The organism is Thalassospira alkalitolerans (assembly GCF_002115745.1).
Classification (GTDB): Bacteria; Pseudomonadota; Alphaproteobacteria; order Rhodospirillales; family Thalassospiraceae; genus Thalassospira; species Thalassospira alkalitolerans.
The window spans coordinates 230,398-249,701 of sequence record NZ_JFKB01000005.1; the positions used below are offsets into that span (position 1 = coordinate 230,398).

At 52.6% G+C, this 19,304-nt stretch carries 16 protein-coding genes; 7 read left to right on the plus strand and 9 right to left on the minus strand.

Annotated elements, in window-relative coordinates:
• Positions 1–176: 176 nt before the first annotated feature.
• Positions 177–1,223, plus strand: coding sequence for a class I SAM-dependent methyltransferase (locus tag TALK_RS09330; RefSeq protein WP_085618120.1), 1,047 nt, complete (start codon positions 177–179; stop codon positions 1,221–1,223).
• 150 nt (positions 1,224–1,373) lie between these two features.
• Positions 1,374–1,499, plus strand: coding sequence for a type B 50S ribosomal protein L36 (gene ykgO, locus TALK_RS09335; protein WP_007090004.1), 126 nt, complete (start codon positions 1,374–1,376; stop codon positions 1,497–1,499).
• A gap of 84 nt (positions 1,500–1,583) precedes the next feature.
• Here ykgO and TALK_RS09340 read toward each other — a convergent pair whose 3' ends face one another.
• From TALK_RS09340 to TALK_RS09350, 3 genes are all read right to left on the minus strand, one after another.
• On the minus strand, positions 1,584–3,434 hold the full coding sequence (locus tag TALK_RS09340; RefSeq protein WP_245829818.1) for an adenylate/guanylate cyclase domain-containing protein: 1,851 nt from the start codon (positions 3,432–3,434) through the stop codon (positions 1,584–1,586).
• Between the two features lie 80 nt (positions 3,435–3,514).
• Complete coding sequence (locus tag TALK_RS09345; RefSeq protein WP_085618291.1) at positions 3,515–5,371, minus strand: adenylate/guanylate cyclase domain-containing protein; 1,857 nt, start codon at positions 5,369–5,371, stop codon at positions 3,515–3,517.
• A gap of 46 nt (positions 5,372–5,417) precedes the next feature.
• Positions 5,418–5,855 carry an Lrp/AsnC family transcriptional regulator gene (locus tag TALK_RS09350; protein WP_085618124.1) on the minus strand — a complete coding sequence of 146 codons (438 nt, stop codon included), beginning with the start codon at positions 5,853–5,855 and terminating at the stop codon, positions 5,418–5,420.
• A 168-nt stretch (positions 5,856–6,023) separates the two neighbouring features.
• Here TALK_RS09350 and TALK_RS09355 point away from each other — a divergent pair, with 168 nt between their 5' ends.
• The 3 genes from TALK_RS09355 to TALK_RS09365 all read left to right on the plus strand — a co-directional run bounded on the left by TALK_RS09355 (position 6,024) and on the right by TALK_RS09365 (position 10,753).
• A complete protein-coding gene (locus TALK_RS09355; protein ID WP_085618126.1) occupies positions 6,024–7,100 on the plus strand; it encodes a saccharopine dehydrogenase family protein in 1,077 nt (358 codons plus the stop codon).
• A 159-nt stretch (positions 7,101–7,259) separates the two neighbouring features.
• Entirely contained in the window at positions 7,260–8,171 is a 912-nt protein-coding gene (locus TALK_RS09360) for a hypothetical protein (RefSeq protein WP_085618128.1), read from the plus strand.
• A gap of 170 nt (positions 8,172–8,341) precedes the next feature.
• Positions 8,342–10,753: a tetratricopeptide repeat protein gene (locus tag TALK_RS09365; protein WP_085618130.1), complete on the plus strand. Its 2,412-nt coding sequence runs from the start codon at positions 8,342–8,344 to the stop codon at positions 10,751–10,753.
• Positions 10,754–10,845: 92 nt separating this feature from the next.
• On the opposite strand, the gene TALK_RS09370 is transcribed toward TALK_RS09365, so the two are convergent.
• The 3 genes from TALK_RS09370 to TALK_RS09380 form a co-directional block, all read right to left on the minus strand.
• Entirely contained in the window at positions 10,846–11,349 is a 504-nt protein-coding gene (locus TALK_RS09370; protein ID WP_085618132.1) for a universal stress protein, read from the minus strand.
• Between the two features lie 239 nt (positions 11,350–11,588).
• Positions 11,589–12,335: a TIGR02186 family protein gene (locus TALK_RS09375; RefSeq protein ID WP_245829805.1), complete on the minus strand. Its 747-nt coding sequence runs from the start codon at positions 12,333–12,335 to the stop codon at positions 11,589–11,591.
• 20 nt (positions 12,336–12,355) lie between these two features.
• Complete coding sequence (locus tag TALK_RS09380; RefSeq protein WP_085618136.1) at positions 12,356–13,279, minus strand: sulfite exporter TauE/SafE family protein; 924 nt, start codon at positions 13,277–13,279, stop codon at positions 12,356–12,358.
• A gap of 124 nt (positions 13,280–13,403) precedes the next feature.
• Between TALK_RS09380 and TALK_RS09385 the strand changes: the two genes are divergently transcribed.
• Together TALK_RS09385 and TALK_RS09390 are read left to right on the plus strand one after the other, a co-directional pair.
• Positions 13,404–13,652: a sulfurtransferase TusA family protein gene (locus tag TALK_RS09385; protein WP_085618138.1), complete on the plus strand. Its 249-nt coding sequence runs from the start codon at positions 13,404–13,406 to the stop codon at positions 13,650–13,652.
• Between the two features lie 49 nt (positions 13,653–13,701).
• The gene (locus TALK_RS09390; protein WP_245829807.1) at positions 13,702–14,190 is read left to right on the plus strand and encodes a GNAT family N-acetyltransferase; all 489 of its coding nucleotides are present in this window, start codon (positions 13,702–13,704) and stop codon (positions 14,188–14,190) included.
• Between the two features lie 92 nt (positions 14,191–14,282).
• Here TALK_RS09390 and TALK_RS09395 read toward each other — a convergent pair whose 3' ends face one another.
• Genes TALK_RS09395 through TALK_RS09405 form a run of 3 tightly spaced genes read right to left on the minus strand, consistent with a single transcriptional unit; the run spans position 14,283 to position 19,288 of the window.
• Complete coding sequence (locus TALK_RS09395) at positions 14,283–15,662, minus strand: DUF2336 domain-containing protein (RefSeq protein ID WP_085618141.1); 1,380 nt, start codon at positions 15,660–15,662, stop codon at positions 14,283–14,285.
• Positions 15,663–15,674: 12 nt separating this feature from the next.
• Positions 15,675–17,399 (minus strand): sensor domain-containing diguanylate cyclase, encoded by a 1,725-nt coding sequence (locus TALK_RS09400; protein ID WP_085618143.1) that lies wholly within the window; start codon positions 17,397–17,399, stop codon positions 15,675–15,677.
• Complete coding sequence (locus TALK_RS09405; RefSeq protein WP_245829809.1) at positions 17,396–19,288, minus strand: sensor domain-containing phosphodiesterase; 1,893 nt, start codon at positions 19,286–19,288, stop codon at positions 17,396–17,398. Before TALK_RS09405 ends, TALK_RS09400 begins: the two co-directional genes overlap by 4 nt.
• Positions 19,289–19,304 lie beyond the last annotated feature (16 nt).

A 19,304-nucleotide genomic window follows, 5' to 3' on the forward strand; every position in this document is an offset into this window, starting at 1 on the left:
GGGCTCAAATCATATTCCGTTTATATTCATTCTGAGGCAGGGATCATATGGTTCAAATCTTAACACGTTGTCACTTTTGCGTATTTGCCATATTTTGCAAGAAATGATCGGTAATTGATCTGCAATCGGTCTGCAATTGGCCTTAGCCCTTAAGAACCGTTTAGCGAGTATGTGTCTTGAAATTGAAATTCTGGCAGCGTAATGCTGACGATGACGGCGACGTTCTTGATCATGATGGTGATCATGGTGGCGAAATGTCGGAATTTGTCATGCCGGACGGCCACAGTCTGAAACTGGGCACAAAGATTCGCGCCAAATGGCAGGGCTACGATAATCCGGTCGAATATTACCTGCTGCAAAAGGAAATAGACGATTATCGCACCTGGTTGCGCAAGATGAAGATCTTCCTTGCCCGACCGGTTGAGCCGGAATTGGGCGAGCTTGATCTTGATCACGAAGCGGGTCGCTGGCCACCGGAACGTATCAAGCTTTATGCCAAGCTGTTTGATCGTGGCATCATGATCCCTGGTGGTCATGACTATGCCATGGAACTGGCCAAGCCGCTTGCGCTTGATGAAACTCTGAGCTGTCTTGAAATCGGTGGCAAGCTGGGCGGTGTGGCACGTTTGCTGGCGGACAAGCTTAGCGTCTGGGTGACGGTCTATGAACAGGATGACGAGCTTGCCCTTTTGGGGATGGAGCGTTCTGTGCAGATTGGCGTGCAGAAAAAAGTACCGGTGCAAACTTTTGATCCGTCCAGCCCGGATCTGCGCAAGGCCTATTTCAACGTTGTTTATTCCTTTGGCGATATGTTCCGTATTGAGAACAAGGATGTTCTGTTGGTGGCATTGGCGGAAACCCTGCGCGATCATGGGCAGATTTTGCTAACCGATTACGTTCTGACCACAGATGCCAGCGGCGATGCCGTTGAAGAATGGGCCAAATACGAGGATTTCAAGCCTTGTCCCTGGACGGCCGATCATTACAAAAGCGCGTTGGGGAAACTGAAATTCGATATTCGTATTGCCAAGGACGAAACTGATATTCATGTCAAACAGATCAAATCGGCCTGGAAGGACATGCTGGCCGACATCCAGAACAGTGGTTTGGACCTGGATATGATGGAATATTTGGTTCCAGAGATGGAAATGTGGATGAATCGCGTAAAAATGCTTGAATCTGGTGCGCTGGCCTTCTATCGGTTCTATGCAACGATCAGATGATCGACCGATATCATGCTTGCTGCTGGCGACGAATGAATGGGTTTTGTCCCGATTTCTGTCGCTGCAACCTGTTTTAGGTGTTGACAGGGGCGGGGTGTACTTCTATTTTCCGGCTTCCTCGAAGGGGCCAAGTTTCTAAGGTTTACAATTATGAAGATCCGGAACTCATTGAAATCCGCCAAGCTGCGGGAAAAAGGCTGCCGTATCGTGCGCCGCCGTGGACGCGTATACGTAATCAATAAAAAGAACCCGCGTTTCAAGGCGCGTCAGGGTTAATTCCCGGCACCTTGTTCTCATAGGTTTTACAAAACGCCGCATTGGTTTATCCAATGCGGCGTTTTGTGTTTTTGCCTTCGGAAACTATATGCCTTGATCGATGCCGCTGATTTGAATGGTATAAACTGCGGTGGTTTCACTGCGCCCGCGTAGCAGGATGTTATCGGCAAGGCGTGCTTGTGTCTGGTCTGAAAGCTGATCGAACGTGGTGCTTGCGATCAGGATGCGTGTTCCCAGTTCCTTGTTCTTGGCTTCCAGTCGTGCTGCGCTGTTGACCGCGTCCCCATGGACCGTAAACGTCAGTCTGTCTGGCGCGCCAACATTGCCCGCAACCAGCATGCCGGTATTGATCCCGCAACGGCACCGTAAATCTTTGCTGTCAAATTGTTCGCCGTGAACAAGATGTTGCAGGGCAACGGCTGTTTTAACCGCGGCGTCGGCATGTTTGGGCACGTCGCCAAAGGCATTGAATACCGCAAGAATCGCATCGCCTTGAAATTGTGTGATAATGCCACCATTGCCTTCGATGATCGCGGTTGCCTTTGCGAAATAGGCATTCAGAATGGTTACGATCCGCTGTGGGGCGATGCTTTCGCTAAGCGTTGTAAAGCCGACTAGGTCAACAAACAGGATGGAGGCCTCGCATTGATGGGGCTGGATGTTTCCTGTGTCATCATCAGAGTCGAGCAGTTGCTGTGCAATGGCGGTTGGCAGGAACTTGCCAAATATCCGCCCGATCCGTTCCCGATCCCGCAGGGTGATGGCCAAATGGTTGAAAGATAGCGATGCATCGTTGAATTCGGCGATATGGCTTCCGGGCAGGACCGGCAAGTCGTCAAGAATGCCTTTTTCCAACTGGCGGGTTGCTTCGGAAAACCGTTTTAGCGGCCGGGTAAAATAATGGGAAATCAGGACCGCAAGCATGATTGCAAGCACCATGATTGAAACCCCAATCAGGGTCGCCAATTTCAAGCGTTGCCATTCCTGGGTAAATACTGATGGATCAAAATGCATCCCCATTAAAATGGGCAGGCCCGCTGATTCTTCGAATTGGCGGGTGATGACAACATAATACCCATCGGCAAGTTCAAGCGATGAAGCCTGCGATCCGTTTTTTTCGTGATGGGGGGCGGGGGGATCAAAGTCGAATTCCTGCCATTGGTCCATATTTTCAAGAACCGGGTCGGCAAGTTCGTCAATGCCGGGCAGGATGGCAAAAATATCTTTGGCATCGATGTTTTCGGGGGGATGGGATTGCTGCCAATCGGGCAGCGAAGGATGGGCAATGACGTGATTATTGACAAGGATAAAGGGAGTGCGCCCGGCTTCGGTCGGATCGATTTTTAAATCACGGGAAAAATCGCCAAGCGAGACATATTGCACAAGGGTCCCCATATACTGCCCGTCTTGAAATAGTCCGATCATTTCGCTGATGACGACCTGTTTGACCAAATTGTTCCAGCGCGGGAACAGGGTGGAGCTTTGGCCGGGGCCGTTGGCAATCAGCGCGCGGGCAATTATATCTTCCGCGGGGGCGGCTTTGCCTGTGATGGATGTATCAGATGTTGGATTGTAACCGGTAAAGCGACCATCCGGTTTTATAAGTCCGATCATTGTCACGTCATGTTCGTTGGTGACAAGCGCGGCCAAGGTGTTTTGCCAGATTATGTCGTTATCGGGGTTCAGGTCACCATGTGCGACTTCGCGGGCGACCCACACATTGCGTCGCCGCATTCTGTCGACCCGTCCCCGCATGGCACTTTGTGCTTCTTCCAGATCGGCTTGGGTCATCGCAATCCAGAGATTGCGGGTATTGTCATAGGCTGTATCAAGCCCGAGATAGAGCGCCAGTCCAACGCCCAATACGCTGGTGACAAAAAAGGCCCCCAGCAAAACACCCAGTATTGAAAAACGCCCCCGGCGTTCAATTATCATTGTTTCCACTGCCCCGATGTTCCGGATTGGATTTCCGGATGATCGGGATAGCTTACTGAGGGTTGAGCGTGATTGAAAGACTATCGCGAGTTTTGAGGGCGACAGGTGTAAAGTACGGTTTCTGAATGGCGACCGCGCAACTGAATGGTTCCGGCCTTTACAACACGTTCCGGATCGGAAAGTTGGTCGTGTGTGCTGTCTGACAGCAGGATGCGTGTGCCAAGAACCTTGTTTTCCCGTTCCAGCCTTGATGCCGTATTAACCGCATCCCCGTGAACGGTAAAGGACAGGCGGGCACTTGCCCCGACATTCCCCGCGATCATGCGCCCTGTATTGACACCGCAACGACAGCGGAGTGATAAGCCATCGAATTGGCGGGTATTGACCGCATGCTGGATGGCGATAGCGGAATCAAGGGCCGCATCGGCATGGTCATTCAACTCGTCAAAGGCATTAAACACGGCAAGGATGGCATCGCCCTGGAATTGGGTGATGATGCCGCCATGTTCTTCGATGATGTTGGTCGTGCAGTCGAAATAGGCGTTTAGCATTGATACGATCTGTTGCGGGTCAAGCGTTTCACACAGGCTGGTAAAGGCTTCGATATCGACAAACAGGACGGTTGCCTCGCATTGTTGCGGGGGAAGGACGCCTGAATCTGTTCCGGATGCCAGCAGTTTGCGCGCAATTGAGGCGGGCAGGAATTTACCAAACAGGCTGGTGATCCGTTCGCGATCATGGACCGCCTTGATCATATGGTTAAAAGACCGTGCCGCATCGTCATATTCGCGAATGCGGCTGCCGCTAAGATCAGGGAAATCGTGATTGTCGATGCCGTCTTTTTCGAAGGCGCGTGCGGCAGAGGCGAACAGGCGGATCGGTTTGGTGAATTGACGTGCGATCAGGATTGCGATGATGATTGACAAGATCAGGACAACCCCGCCCATTGCCGATGCCAAAACCAACCGGTTCCATTCATCGTTAAACAGTGCTTCTTCGAAATGCATACCGATGATCATCGGCGAGAAGGGGGTGTTCAGGATCTGTTTGGTAACGATAATCGAATAATGGCCGTTAAGTTCAAGACCCGATAGTTTAAGGGTGCTGGAATCACTTTTTTCAAGTGTCGTTTTACGAAAGCGAATGTTTTCAGACTTGCCGATATTGGCCAGAACCGGATCACCAATATCATTGATGGTCGGAAGCGGGATCGGGCTGCGGGCAATATCTGCACCATTCACAAGACTGGATGCGGTGCTGTTCCCCCATTCACTTAGTCTGGGGTGCGCCATAACCCGGTTTCCGGCAATCAGGACAAAAGGAACACCGGGCAGGCCTTCTCGACCCCGGATCAGGCTGTTGGACAGATTGGAAAGTGATAGATACTGGATAAATGTTCCCAGATATCGCCCATTAAGGAATAGTGGAATCCAGTTCGCGATCACGGTTTGTTTGAAATAGGGGTCCCATCGCGGGAAACTGGTGTGGTTGGTTGAAGGTCCGCGTAAATGGGCCAGTTCGGAAAACAGCATGTCATCGGCGGGGAGCGTGCGACGGATATCGCGCATTCCTTCGGGGTTATAGCCGATAAACTGACGGTCGCCGGTAATCAGGCCATAGGCCATGACATCCATGTGTGATGCGGCGAGTGCGCGCATTGCATTTTGCCAGCCATGTTGAAAAGCGGGATCAAGGGTGCCGCTGGCAACCTGATCGGCAACCCAGGTTGCGCGCAAGCTGACATTTTCCATGCGTTCATGCATGCTGCGCTGGACCGATGTCAGGTCCAGGTCGCTCATCATGACCCAAAGATTTCGGGTGTTTTGATAGGCGGCGCCAAGACCAAGGTAAAGGGCAATGCCAACACCAAGAACGCTGGTGACAGAAAAGCCGGCGAGCAGAACCGTCAGAACAGAATATCTGCGTTTTTCAGCCAATTTATTCAAATTTCCCGAACAGAGGCTCCCCAACCCGGGGGGCAGTTTAGCGGCGATCGAATTTCGTGGAAAGGATGATTGAGCTTGCCGTGCGTTTTATTCCGGGCAGAGCCCCAATCAGGTCAAGGACGGCATCAAGTTCCTCGGATGTGTCGGCTGCAATTTCAGCGATCAGATCGTATTCCCCCGAAATCGCAAGGCAACGAATGCAATGGGTGATCTTTTGCAAGGCCCTGACCACCCCGGCAGATTGTTTTTGTTCGACCTGGATCATGACTTCGGCCAGCAAAAGTGATCTGGCCTCTTTGCCAAGCTGTACCGTGTATCCAACAATGAATTTTGCCTGTTCCAGTCGTTCCAGACGTTCCTGAACCGCGCTTCGTGACAGATCGACATCACGTGCCAGTGCTGCAATTGGCATGCGGGCATTTTGTTGCAGGCGGGCAATCAGGCGCCGATCAATATCATCAAGTCTGCGTTTCATCGGTTTTACCCGTTATTTTGATGGTTAAATCATTGATTTTCACAGTATCACCGGGTTGTAACCGGCAGTCCAGCGGAAGACCATCAAAGAAGCATAACAATAACGTTATCCAGGGTATGGCAACGCATTGCATGCGGTCACCGATAAAAAAATGGGAGAAGTTTTAAAATGAAAAAGGTTTTGATTCTGGGTGCCGGTAAAATCGGACGTATGGCAGCCGTCATGTTGCGTGAAAGCGGTGAATATGACGTGACGCTGGCCGATTCCAACGGCCATATGCTTGAAATATGCGCCAAGGATAATGCTGCAACATTGGTAAATGTCGATGTTACCAACGAGGCTGCCCTTACGGAAATTGCAAACGGCCATGATGCCATCCTGTCGACCTGTCCGTTTTATTTGAATGTTGCGATTGCCCGCGTGGCGCGCACGGTTGGGGCATCCTATTTCGATGTTACCGAAGATGTTGAAACCACCCGTGCAATCCGCGAAATTGCCCAGGACGCCGCCGGTGCATTTGTGCCGCAATGTGGATTGGCGCCCGGTTTTATTTCCATTGCAGCGCATGATCTTTTCAAACGGTTTGATACCGTTCAGAACTTGCGCCTTCGGGTCGGTGCTTTGCCACAAAACCCGACCAACCGTTTGAAATATAACCTGACCTGGTCGACGGATGGTTTGATCAACGAATATCTCAACCCTTGTGAAGCGATCCATAAGGGCAAGCGGATCGAAGTGTTGCCGTTGGAGGGATATGAGCGTTTCACCCTTGATGGTACCGAATACGAAGCGTTTAACACGTCGGGTGGTGTCGGGGCGCTATGTGACATGCTTGAAGGCAAGGTCGACAACCTTGATTACAAGACCGTGCGCTATCCCGGGCATCAGGAAATCCTGAAAATTCTGATCGAGGATCTTGGCCTTGGTAAACGTCCGGACCTGATGAAGGAAATTTTTGAGAAGTCGCTGCCGATCACAAGTCAGGACGTGATTGTGATCTTTGCCGATGCAATCGGTTTGCGCGATGGCGAGCTATGCGAAGAAAACTTCATCCGCAAGGTCCATGGTACGGCAATCGGTGGCAAAAACTGGTCTGCGATCCAGATCACAACGTCGGCGGGTCTTTGTGCCGTCATGGATATGGTTCTGACCGGCAAACTGGCAGGCAAGGGATACCTTCGTCAGGAACAGGTTGCGCTTGATGATTTCCTGACCAACCGGTTTGGGCGTTATTACGCCAGTTAGGACGTTGATCTGGTCGAAAAAGACCCGACCAAGGTGTCGGTGCTGATGAGATTTTGGATGGCAGGGCATGTGGTTATATTGCCCTGCTATTTTTGTTTTATTGTTTTTGCAGGTTGGCAATCACATATTCCTAAAGCTGGCTTTTAGGATAAACCCGTAATGCGCTTTCTGTATGTGACTGTAACCATCGTTATGGTGTCTTTTATCGGCCTTGTCGGTTCCAATCCGTCACAGGCAGAAACAATGTCCGCAGGCGGACTTACGTTTCCTGTGCGCGATGCGGATATGTCGGGTGTGGTATCGTGTTATCGTGGTCAAAACGCATTTTGTGATCGTTGTGAAGCCCCGAATATCAATAATGTCTCGCTTGCCAATTACACCATATTGCGACACGCGCTTACCATTGGCGGGGTAACCGCGCCTTTGGTGCCAGTGGCGTCACCGAATTCTGAACGAAGCCGCATGATGATTGCAAGTGGCAAGGCCAGCATCAAGTCGGACTGGACATTCAACATTGACGGTAACAAAGCCGTGTTGAAATCGGTTGCCTTCATCGAGAATGGCGAAATTGAAAAAGGTATTTTCGGTCGTGCGGATAATGTTTCGCTTGCCGCAGTACGACATGTCGATGATTTGAAAGGCCTGCGGGCCGTGATGAACCGTAACTGGCGGCTGGATTGGCAGGTTCTGGAAGAATTGGCGCCGGGGCAATTGTTGAACGCGGCCACGTCGCGCCAGATATTTAATCTGATTGATCAGCGTCGTGCTGATTTCACATTGCTTGAATTTTCGGCGGCTGCGGATAAGGGGCGGGAAATTGACGGCATTCGACTTGTGCCGGTTCCCGGTATCAAGGTGGCCCTGCCCGGAAGTCAGCATTTCATGATATCGCGGCGTTTGCCAAATGCCGAAGATATTCTTGATCGTCTTAATACCGGAATTGAAGCCTTACGGGCCAATGGATTTATTCGAAAATGCCTGATTCAAAGCGGTATTTTCAATGCCCGGGTTGCGTATTGGTCGGTCATCAACACCGAACAATTGCACGGTTCGGGGATCCCGTCACATTAAAGACGGGATGCGGAACGGCGTGTGTCCTTCCACACCGATAGAAAAATCATCCTTTTCCATCGGGAAATTTCTTGTCCGGGTACTTTAACGGCACAATGGAATTGCACGATTGTTAACGCTTTGCCATTACGGTGGGCAAAAGTTTCAATCAACGTCGGATGTAATGACCCTTGTCTGAGCTTGGCGAGATGTTCCGGTCTGCAACTGATCTGTATGAAACAGGTCAGATCGCGGAGGCAGAAAATGCCTGTCGCAAGATGACGCGTGCGTTTCCGCAGGCGGCAGAAGCCATGCATTTGGCCGGTTTGGTTGCGATGAAACAAGGACAAAACGACTTGGCCGCTGAACGTATGGGGCGTGCGGCAATCGCAGATGCCAACAATGCCGAAATTCAACATGACCATGCCCAGGCCCTGAAAGCGGCCGGTAAATTGCGGGATGCAATCGGTGCATTCAAGCGCGCGATTCGCCTTTGCCCGGATGCCCCGGCACTTTATTGCAATATTGCCAATACATATCGCCAGCTTGATGAACTTGAACTGGCCCATGAAAATTATCTTTATGCGTTGAAACTGGCACCCGATGTTGCGGAAATACACGCCAACATTGGCGCCTGCCAATATGCGATGGGTGACATTGCCAGTGCTGAAATATCTTGCACAACAGCATTGAAGCTACGCGATGATATCGTCAATGCACTGGTGTTGATGGGGCAAATTCGCCTTGATCAGGGGCGGATTGTTTCAGCATCTGAACCGCTTTTGCGTGCCCTGACATTGCAGCCTGGTCATCAACGCGCTCTCACCGCATATGGCAATGCGCTTTTCCGGCTTGGTCAGTTTGCCGGTGCCCTGCATTGTTTGCGTCAGGTGCTTGCCCTTGATCCGCAGGACGGGGAAGCACGGCGGACGCTTGCGCTTTTGTTCTTGCGAACCGGGCAGGGAAGCGAGGCCATCGGTGCGCTTGAATCCCTGTTGCATGCGACACCCAATGATCCAGAGCTTCTTTTGATGATGGGGGAGGCGCTTAGCCTTGCCGGGCGTCATAGCGAAGCCGTTGAACGTTTCGGGGCGGCGATCGGGTCGGGCGGCGGTGATGCTGCGGTGTTCCGGCTTGCTGTTGAACTTGCCGAGGAAGGTGACGCCGCATCCGCACAATCGGTTTTGCAGAATGCGATTGATCGCAAGATTGCCAATGGTGACAACACGGCCCTGTTCCGAACAGCGCGCCGGTTGCTTTTTGCACCTGTCCCGGCCGATCTGGCAGCACAGAATGACGAAGTCGTGCGGGATCTTCTTGATGACACCATGGATGATGGCGATCTTGAAGTTGACCTTGGCCAAAGTGACCTGATTGATCCGATTACCTTGACACGGTTCCCGCCTGTCTGGCGTGCGGCATTGCGCCCCGAAGGGGATGCGCAATTGCGTGCGGTCGGGCATTATTGGGAACGATTGGTATCTGGTTATGATGTGCCCCATGTGGCGGCGCGGACACGCCGTGCGGGGGATAAGGTCCGGTTGGGAATTGTTTCGGCCAATATGCGTGATAACGGTATCGGTCGCTGGATTGCCGGGCTTGTGCGCGCGATTGATCGCGACCGGTTTGATATTACGGTTATTCGCCCGCCGCTTGGCGAAGATGACATTACCGGGCGCATTGATGCCGAAACTGATCTGGTTGTGCCGCTGCCGCTTGATCCGCTGCATTCTGCACGCGTGATTGCCGGGCTTGATCTGGACGTGTTGCATTATGTCGATCCGCAGTCCGATGCCTATACAATGTTGCTGGCAAGTTGGCGTTTGGCGCCGCTTCAAATTGCCGGTGGCGGGATCGCAGCGACCACCGGGCTATCGAATATCGATTGCCATTTGATTGCTGAAGATTGGGAAACCGCAGGCGGCGAAACCCGCTTTAGCGAAGAATTGATCCGTTTGCCGGGGCTGTTTGTGAATGCGACCCGCCCGGAAGAAATCATATTGGCACCCGGTGACTTGCAGCGTCGCTGGCGGATTGATCCGGAGCGCAATACATATCTTTGTCCGCAGCCGCTTGATGTGTTGACCGCAGACTTTGATCCGCTGATTGCGGAAATCCTGCGTCTTGATGAAACGGCTGAATTGTTGCTGATTGCGCCCGAACGTGACAGTTGGGACGCCGCATGGGGGCGGCGTTTTGCGGTTAATTATGCCGATGTTGCGGGCCGGATGCGGTTTGTTTCGGTTCACAGCCGGGCCGATTTGCATTCGCTGCTTTGCGCTGTGGATGTGGTTTTGGAAAGCCCGGCGTGGAATGATGCGATGCTGGCATTTGATTGTCTTGGGCTTGGTGTGCCCTTGGTAACCTTGCCGGGGAAAGGTGCGCGATCACGGCGCAGCCATACCTGTTATCGCCAGATTTCGGTCTTTGACTGTGTGGCCTATCATTCAGCAGATTATGTTGAAACGGCCTTGACGCTTGCGATTGATAAGCGCCGCCGTTCGGTTGTTTCACAAGCAATCCGCAATCGTGCCCATGTTTTATTCGGGCAACGCTCGTCCTTTGATGCCTATATGAACTTCCTGGAAGAACGTACAGAATAAAAGGATATGCGGCGGTGGGCCGTCGGAATGCTTGCAAATGGAAAAGCCGGACAATTCATTGCCCGGCTTTTGTCATTCATATGCGGTTGCGATTAACTGAGCGCGTCGATATCGGCATCTGATAGTGCCGCGGGGACGATGGTCAGGGGTAAACGCAACTGACCGACAATATCGCTGCTGGTTAGGGCCGTGATCAATGGACCCGGGCCCTCGCTATGGGCGCCTGCGGCGAGGACAAGGATGGAAATCTGTTCTTCTTCTTCCAGAACCTTAAGCAGTTCGTCTTTGATGCGGCCTTCGCGAATGAACAGCAGCGGCATCGAACCGGTATGTTCATGGACATAGGCTGCCAGTTCGTTGACGCGGTTTTCAGCATTCTCACGGGCTTCTTCCTGCATCAGGTCGCCAACGGCCATCCAATGCTGAAATTCGGCGGGTTGGATCACGCTAAGCAAGGCCACCCGCCCGCCGGTATGTTGCGCACGACGGCAGGCATAGCGAAGTGCCTTGGTCATTTCGTCACTTTCGTCGACCACAACTAGGAACGTGCGGTTCGTGGTGGCGCGCAGTTCGCGGTCGGCATCCAATGAATTCATGTCGTCCTGCTTTGACTTGAAATGAGGTCCTGATGTGTTGGCGCCAAACTGCGGGGCGAGGCGCCATCATGCCGGATCGGTGCAGTTTGCCGTAACTTAACGCTGGTTTCCAAGCAATTTTTCACGTTATTCGACAAAGAAAATATCTTTACGCAACCGCACAATAGCATTGTGCATGTGCGAATATTTTATCCGAAAAAGGTCTTTCGCAATCGTTCAATCGGTGATTGCGGGCGGGGTCACCGTTTGCGGAAGGCGACGCTTGCGATCCAGCCGGCAATGATTGCAATGATGACGGCGATGATCCCGTAAAGTGCGGAATATCGGTGAGCAAAGTCATAGACTGCGGCACTTACACCTGTTTTCGAAACCACAAGCGGTGTGGTCTTTACGCTTGCAATCTTGCCATCCCGGATCAGATAGACGTTGATTGTATAGGTGCCGGTTGGTGTGTTGGCCGGGAAATGGATATCGGTCCGGAACAACTGATTGGATAGAAAGCTGATTTTGGCCGGGCGCTTGTTGAAAAGACCGGCAGCCCGCATGTTGCGCAGTAAGGCATCGCGATAATGGCTGCTGTTGCGGTCCTTGTCGTCGATTTCCGTGACAAAGCGTTGATGTTCAAGGCCAATGCGATAGTCGCTGTAAAGCTGCATATTGGCGATGATTTCCATCGGCCGGTTTGATGCGCTGGTGTAATAGGCCGGAACGTTGCGGAATGTTGCACTTTCGCTGTTGACCCAGATACCGACCTTGCGTTCCTTGCGGCGCACGACCATGTCCTGATCCGGGCCCTTGACGGTAACAATCACGTCCCCTTCGCTTTGTACGGCACCAAATAATAGAACGTCGGTGCCGGTAAAGCCGGTGGTGATCGCCACAAGATGGTTGGAAAGATCGACAATCAGCGCATCGGCATGTGCACGTTTCGTCGTGGTGACGCCAAGAACAGCAAGGATCGCCAGCGCCGTGAACATCCTGTTCATGATCGCGACCGGTCTTTGCATCACAAATTCCCCGGTGCAATGGAATAAAGTTCGGTCGGTGTGATCACCAGATCAAACAGAAGCTTAAGACAGACCGACATAACCAGCAAACCAAGCAGGGCACGCAAATGTTCAGCTTTAAGATTAGAGCCAAATCGTGCCCCGAATTGTGCGCCAATTACGCCGCCGATCAAAAGCAGGATGGCAAGGGCAACATCAACGGTTTGGGTTTGTACGGCTTGCAGGAATGTGACGTTGGCGGTGACGAAAATGATTTGAAACAGTGAGGTGCCAATTACGACACTGGTCGGCATGCCAAGGAGATAGATCATCGCCGGTACCATGACAAAACCGCCGCCAACCCCCATCAAAGCGGTCAAAAGGCCGACGAAAAAGCCGATCATAAGCGGTAAAAGAGCGCTGATATAAAGGCCGGAACGATAGAACCGCATCTTGAAGGGCAGGCCATGGACATAGCTGTGCTGGTGTTTTTTTGTGCGGCGGATTTGACCGCCACGGCGACGTGTACGGAAAATGGCGCGGGATGCCTCGATCAGCATCATGCCGCCAATGATCCCCAAAAAGATCACATAACACAGGGAAATGACCAGATCGATCTGACCCAGCGACCGCAACCAGGCAAACACCCAGACCCCAATGGTCGAACCGACAATACCACCGGCAAGAAGGACAAGCCCCATCCGAAGGTCAACATTGCCACGGCGCCAATGGGCAAAAACGCCGGAAACCGACGATGCGACAATCTGGTTTGCGGCGGTAGCAACTGAAACTGCGGGGGGGATGCCGTAAAAAATCAAAAGCGGTGTAATCAGAAAGCCGCCGCCAACACCGAACAATCCGGACAAAAATCCGACGCCGCCGCCAAGCCCTAATATCAAAAAAATGTTTACCGACATCTCGGCAATAGGCAAATAGATTTGCATCGCGGGCGGGCATCAGCGTTTGATTGATTATGGATGTTAAGTCTAACATATTGTGCAAATGCAACAATCGCCAATTCACCGATTGGGTGGTTTATCCTGATTTTTTATAAGGTTTTTCGTGTCAATGACCTCAGATCGCCCTGTTGACCATATTCTTGACGCCTGCGGGCTGATGTGTCCGATGCCTGTGTTAAAGGCAAAAAAGGCTCTTCGCGACGTGCCAAATGGCGGAATCCTAAGGGTTTTGGCGACTGATCCGGGATCGGTTGCCGATATGAAATCCTTTTGTGAGATGACCGGAAACCGGTTGTTGTCATCGACACAGAAAAATGATGTGTTTATCTATCACATCGAACATCTGGCTGCGAAATAACCAAAAGAATCGCAATCAGCACCATTGTCCGGAAATGAAAGTCGCCGCCATGTCTGCCTTGTCCTCGCCATCACCCCTGAAATGGGTGCATTGCGCCTTTGACGACATGACGCCGCGTCAGGTGCATGACCTGCTTCGCCTGCGTCAGCAGATTTTCATCATCGAACAGGAATGCATTTTTCCCGATATCGACGGGCTTGACCCGGTTTGCAATCATGTTTTTGGGTTGCTGGATGACCGTGTGGTGGCTGCGGCGCGAATTGTGGCGCCGGGGCTGGACCCGGATCATTGCGAACAGGGGGAATATCCGGCAATTGGCCGCGTGGTTGCCAGCCCTGAATTGCGCGGGCAGGGGGTTGGCCGCAAGCTGATGTTGCAGGCCATCGCATCCTGTGATGACAGTTTTGCCGGAAAAGGGATTTTCCTGAATGCCCAGCTTTATCTTAAAAGCTTTTACGCATCACTTGGCTTTGCGCCGTTCGGCGAAGCTTTTTACGAAGACGGCATTGCCCATATTTCGATGTTGCGGGCGGCCTGAGGGCTGTTTTCGCTGAACTTGACAGGGCCGCAATGGATTGCTGTGCCGATTGCGAACCGCGGTGGATGATGGGCGCGGGAAGACGGGCCTGATTATCGCAGGCCCACAGTTGCCATCCCGGTAAAGAATTCCAGCTGCCAGTTCATATCTTCCTCGCTAAGTGGATATTCATTTCCACCCCGCGGGTTAAGGGTCTGCCCCGGTGGGACATGGCCCAGCTTAACCTGGATCTTGACGGCCAGGTCGGCAGGGAGGCCTGCTTTCCACGCCAGCGATACGACGCCTTTGGCCGAATGTGTATTAAGCACCTTGGTAACGGCATCGGGCGAGATGCTTGCCAAAACCGCAAGGGCCGCACGGGCCAGTTTGATGTCATTCGCCGCAAGTGCCTTGGCGACGTCCTTGTCGGTCAGCTTGCCTTTGGCATGCAGGGCGAGGGCCTTTTCATAAGTAGATTCTTCCTCGACGTCGCCGTCGGTCGCAGCAGCTTCGATGCCGCTTTTGCCTTTGGCGGTTTTTTTATCGACGTCTTTTTTCTTGGCCTTGCGCATGTCGGCCGGGGCTTCTTCGCGTTTATCGAATTCACCCGATGCGATACGGCGCTGAACGACTTCACGCACGGCTTCAAGCTGATCTTTCTTGATATCCTTGCGACGTTCCAAAACACTGATCAGGTTTTCTGCAACAAACCGGGCAAGTTTCCCGGCTGCAGTTGGCGGCAATTTGGGGCGTTCAACCAAGGGTTCGTGCCATTCCGGATAGTCCGGCGCGCGATCAATCAGTTGATCAAGGGTTTCTTCGCGAATCTGGGCTGATTTATTGCCCAGAAGGTGCGAAATGGCGTCCTTGTCGCTGCTGGCCGCAATCGCATCGGCAAGTTTTTCACCAACATTGCGACGGCGCGAGATGAAGCTTAGAGAGCCGCGTCCGGAACTGGCTTCTATGATTTCAAGCAGGTCGGTTTCGCTTAGAACCGGGGAATATTGCAGGACCGGGCCGCAAACCACACTTTCGGTATCGCGCGCCAGCTGTTGAATAATCGGCTGCGGCGCGTTCGCAATATCTTTGAGGGTTTCCGAAATAACCTGACGCACATGAACAGCCTGATCGCGTGCCAGTTTATCAAGCGCCTCATAGGTCATTCGGCGCAGTTTGTCTGTCTCGTTGGGGCTTAGCCCTTCGGACAGATGGGCTATTTTCTCGGCCAGCGATCCACGGACGCTGTCGTCCTTGTCATCGGTAAGCAGGACATCGGCCTGTACCGGGGTCGCATGGTTTTCGGCAATATGACGGCGCACGGAAGAATCTGCATCATTGGCAAGATAATACAGGATTTCCGGTTTGGCATCGTGACGTTGCGCAACTTTGCTACGAATGTTCGCATCCGGGCTGCCAGCCATTTCCTTGGCTTCTTCATAAGTGATCGGGGTTTCCCGACGCTTTGTGAATACCCGTTGCAAAAAACCCTTCATCAGGGACGTCTCCTAATCTTCTATTTTTGCCGGATCATCTGATCCGGGGGGGGCTGCAATACCGAAACTGCCTTTGCCATGTTTCTTGACCTGATACATGGTCTGATCTGCGCGAAGAACAAGTTGTTCCAGCGGTTCTTTTGAATCAGGTTCCCGTATGGCAATACCAACCGAGATACCAAGTGGTTGATCTTTGGCACCAGAAAATGATGATAATGCGGCACTTTTGTCTAGCAGGATACGGGCGCGCTGTGACGCCGTTGCCATATCCGCACCATCAAGCCATATAACAAATTCATCGCCGCCCAGTCGCGCAACCAGATCAATCGGGCGCGTGTTTTCCAAAAGAATTTGGGTCAGAGCCAGAATGGCTTCGTCGCCGGTCTGATGGCCGTGCACATCGTTGACCAGTTTGAAATTATCCATATCCACATACATCAACGAGGCAGGCATGTCTTCATGCAAAAGCCGGGCATGGCGACGGGTTAATTCATCGAAAAAGGCACGACGATTTAACAGACCGGTCAGGCCATCCGTACGCGACAATGTTACAATTCGGTCGTGCTGTGCGGCCTGTTCGATGGCAATGCCGATCTGGTCGGATACTTCGGTCATGATCGCGCGTTCGCCCTCGTTGGGGGCGGGGTGGTCGGCGTTGAATATAAATACGACGGCACCGTTTGCGCGTTGATGATAATGGCATCGTTGGGCCAAAACCCGATATTCGTCAATTTCGGCTTCGAATGTATCGTCGGTTTTGCCCAGTTTCTTCAGGGCCTGTTTGGCAATCGGATCAAGGTCGTCGGGGCCATGGCAGGCGACGATTTCAATTTCGTCGCTGGTGTCGCTGCGCCGGAAAATTGCACATCCCGCACAGGCAAGCGCCCGGGCACTGGCATCGGCAGCGCCTTTCAGGACCAGTGTCGGGTCGATTTCATCGCGCATGGTTCGTACGATATAGGTCATCAACCGGTCACGGTTTCGGGCCGTGGCGATTTCGCTTTCGCGGCGGCGTTGTTCGGTAATGTCGTGGGCCAAGCCGCGGGTTCCGGTCCATCGACCATCGCGGGTGTATACCGGGGTCGATGATACCGCCAGACATGCCGCACTGCCGTTTGCACGGCGTAACCAAATCGGTACATCGCGGACGGCCTTTTGGCTGCGGAACACGATTTCGCTGTCCTGATCGGCCGTGTCGAGAAGGAATTCCAACGGCGAACGCCCGACAAGGTTCTCGGCCTTGAAACCCAATGCCCCGCGGGGGGAGACAAAGACGAAATTGCCGGTTTCGTCAGTTTCCCATGCGAAGGCGGATGAAACTTCGACGATGTCGCGATAGCGTTGGCGCGAATCAATCAGTGCATCACGCAGGTTGCGATCCATGCTGACATCACGTGGCAATAACAGAACCCGGTTATCGGCCATAGGAAGGGCGGTTAATTCAAGGGCCGCGGTTCCGCGCTGTACTTCGAATGTCAAAAGTTCAACAACGCCACCCGGTGTTGTGATGGCACGCATGACAAGCTTGTTGATTTCGGGAAACAGACCTTCGCGGATGCCATTGGCAAAGCTCATGGCGTTCTTATTGGCAAAAAGCGGTGTGCCCTGTGCATCCATGACAAGAACCGGGGCCTCGGCGTCGGCCATGACTTTGGGGTCAAGGGTAAAGCCCTGACTGGATGCGTTTTCAATTTGTTCGGGCATATCGTTATCTGCGTCTTTGTCGTCTCGATTCATTTTCCGCCTCGGCCGATGTTATTCGCCTGTGCCTGATTGGTGGCATCGTTACTGATTCCGGCCAATGTCACGGGCACGCCAAGATGATAACCCTGACCATAATCGATGCCCAGATCGCGCACCAATTCGAAACTTGTCTGATCATAAATCATTTCAGCGATTGTATGGATACCAAGATCACGGCACAGATTTGCGGTTGCCTTGATAAACGCCCGGCCTTTGGGTTTGGCAAGGGCGGTCTGCATGGCGCCGCCGTCGAATTTGATAATATCGACATCAAGGGCGCTCAGATATTCAAAGTTGGCGGCACCGGCGCCGAAATCGTCAAGACAAACCAGATGGCCGCGCCCGCGCAGCCGTTGCAGACTTTCGTTGACGTCACGAAGGCCACGAATGCGCGATGTTTCAGTAACCTCGAACATGATTTTTGCCGGGGTCATGTCATACCGGTCCAAAAGCTGTTCAAGGGCTGGCAGGAAATCGTGTTGTTCGAGCGAATGACCCGACAGATTGACCGCAACTGAATGGGTTATATGCCCGGAATCCTGTGTGACATGGTCGAGTACCTTTTGGCACATCGCCAGATCGAATTCAGTGATTAATCCGGTGCCTTCGGCAAAGTGAATGATTTGATCAACAGCAAGTGTGCTGCTGCCATCATTAAAGCGTGCCAATGCTTCGTAATGATGCATTTCCTGTGTGTCGAGGTGGACAATTGGCTGCAATGCAACGGCAAAGGATCCGTTTTGTACGATTTCACGAAACGCCCGGACAGATTTCAAGGTTTCCTGAATCAGGTGTGGCAGGCTGGCCGAAAGCCGTTCGGCAGAAACATCGGCGTCACTGCGATGCTGCAAACGGTTCAGGGCATAGGCAACGGCACGGGTCAGGTTGGTTTCCTTTTCGCCGGTTGTTGCCGGTTGTTGCCCTTTTTGGGTTAGTCGATGAACGCCACTTGCCAGATCGTAATCGTGGCCAAACAGGTCATTGGTGGTCAACATTGTCGTGCTGGACGTGCCAGAGTTACCTGTGGTCAGGCTCAGATTTTTGAACGGGTCTGTGGCGGGGGTGTCATCACTGTATTCAGGATCACCAAGATCGGCACGCAGCGCACTGGCATAGGCGACAATCCGGCGTTCAAGTTCGATCATCGGCTCGTCGATCATGCGGTCTGCGCCTCCGCTTAGATCGAGGGAACCATAATTCTTGCGTCCACCAACACCGATGCCAATCAGTTGCGCCAATTCGTTTGTTGCGTCGGTTTCCGCCTGACTGCGAAGGGCTGCAAGGTTTTCAAGCACAACAAGTGCTTCGCTATGGCTTGATGCGGCGCGCGCTGCTGCTGTGGCTTGCAATTCATTTTGACCGGTTTTTGCCGATGCAGAAGACAGAGAGTTTTGCAGGATTAATCGGTCAATGCCAGACCTTGCGCGGGGGCGGATGGCACGATGCCGGGCTGCCAGAAAATAACGTCCGGCGGGCTCGGAAATCATATAGCCGCTTAGTGACAGGGGAACCGAACTGCCAAGAGATGTCCCATCTTCTTCGATCAATTGGAAATCAAGATCGAGTTCTTCAAGCCGTTTGATGCCAGAACTTGCATGAAGATAGGCACGCAGCAACGGGCGTTCTGATTTGATGACCAGTTTATCAAGTGCCTCGCCAATCAATCGTTCGGGCGGGCATCCAAGAAGGCTTTCGGTCGCACCGGCAACAAACAGGATGTATCCGTTCTCATCAACTTCAAGCAACATATCCGCCCAGCAGAATGCCATGGCAGCCAGAAGATCACGGTCATTATTTTCCGCTGAATAGGCCGCGCCTTCGATCATATGAGAACCACCATTTAGCCTGACCCCCGAATGCTTCGGATTGTATTCCGAAGTCATCTTCCCCCAATTCGTC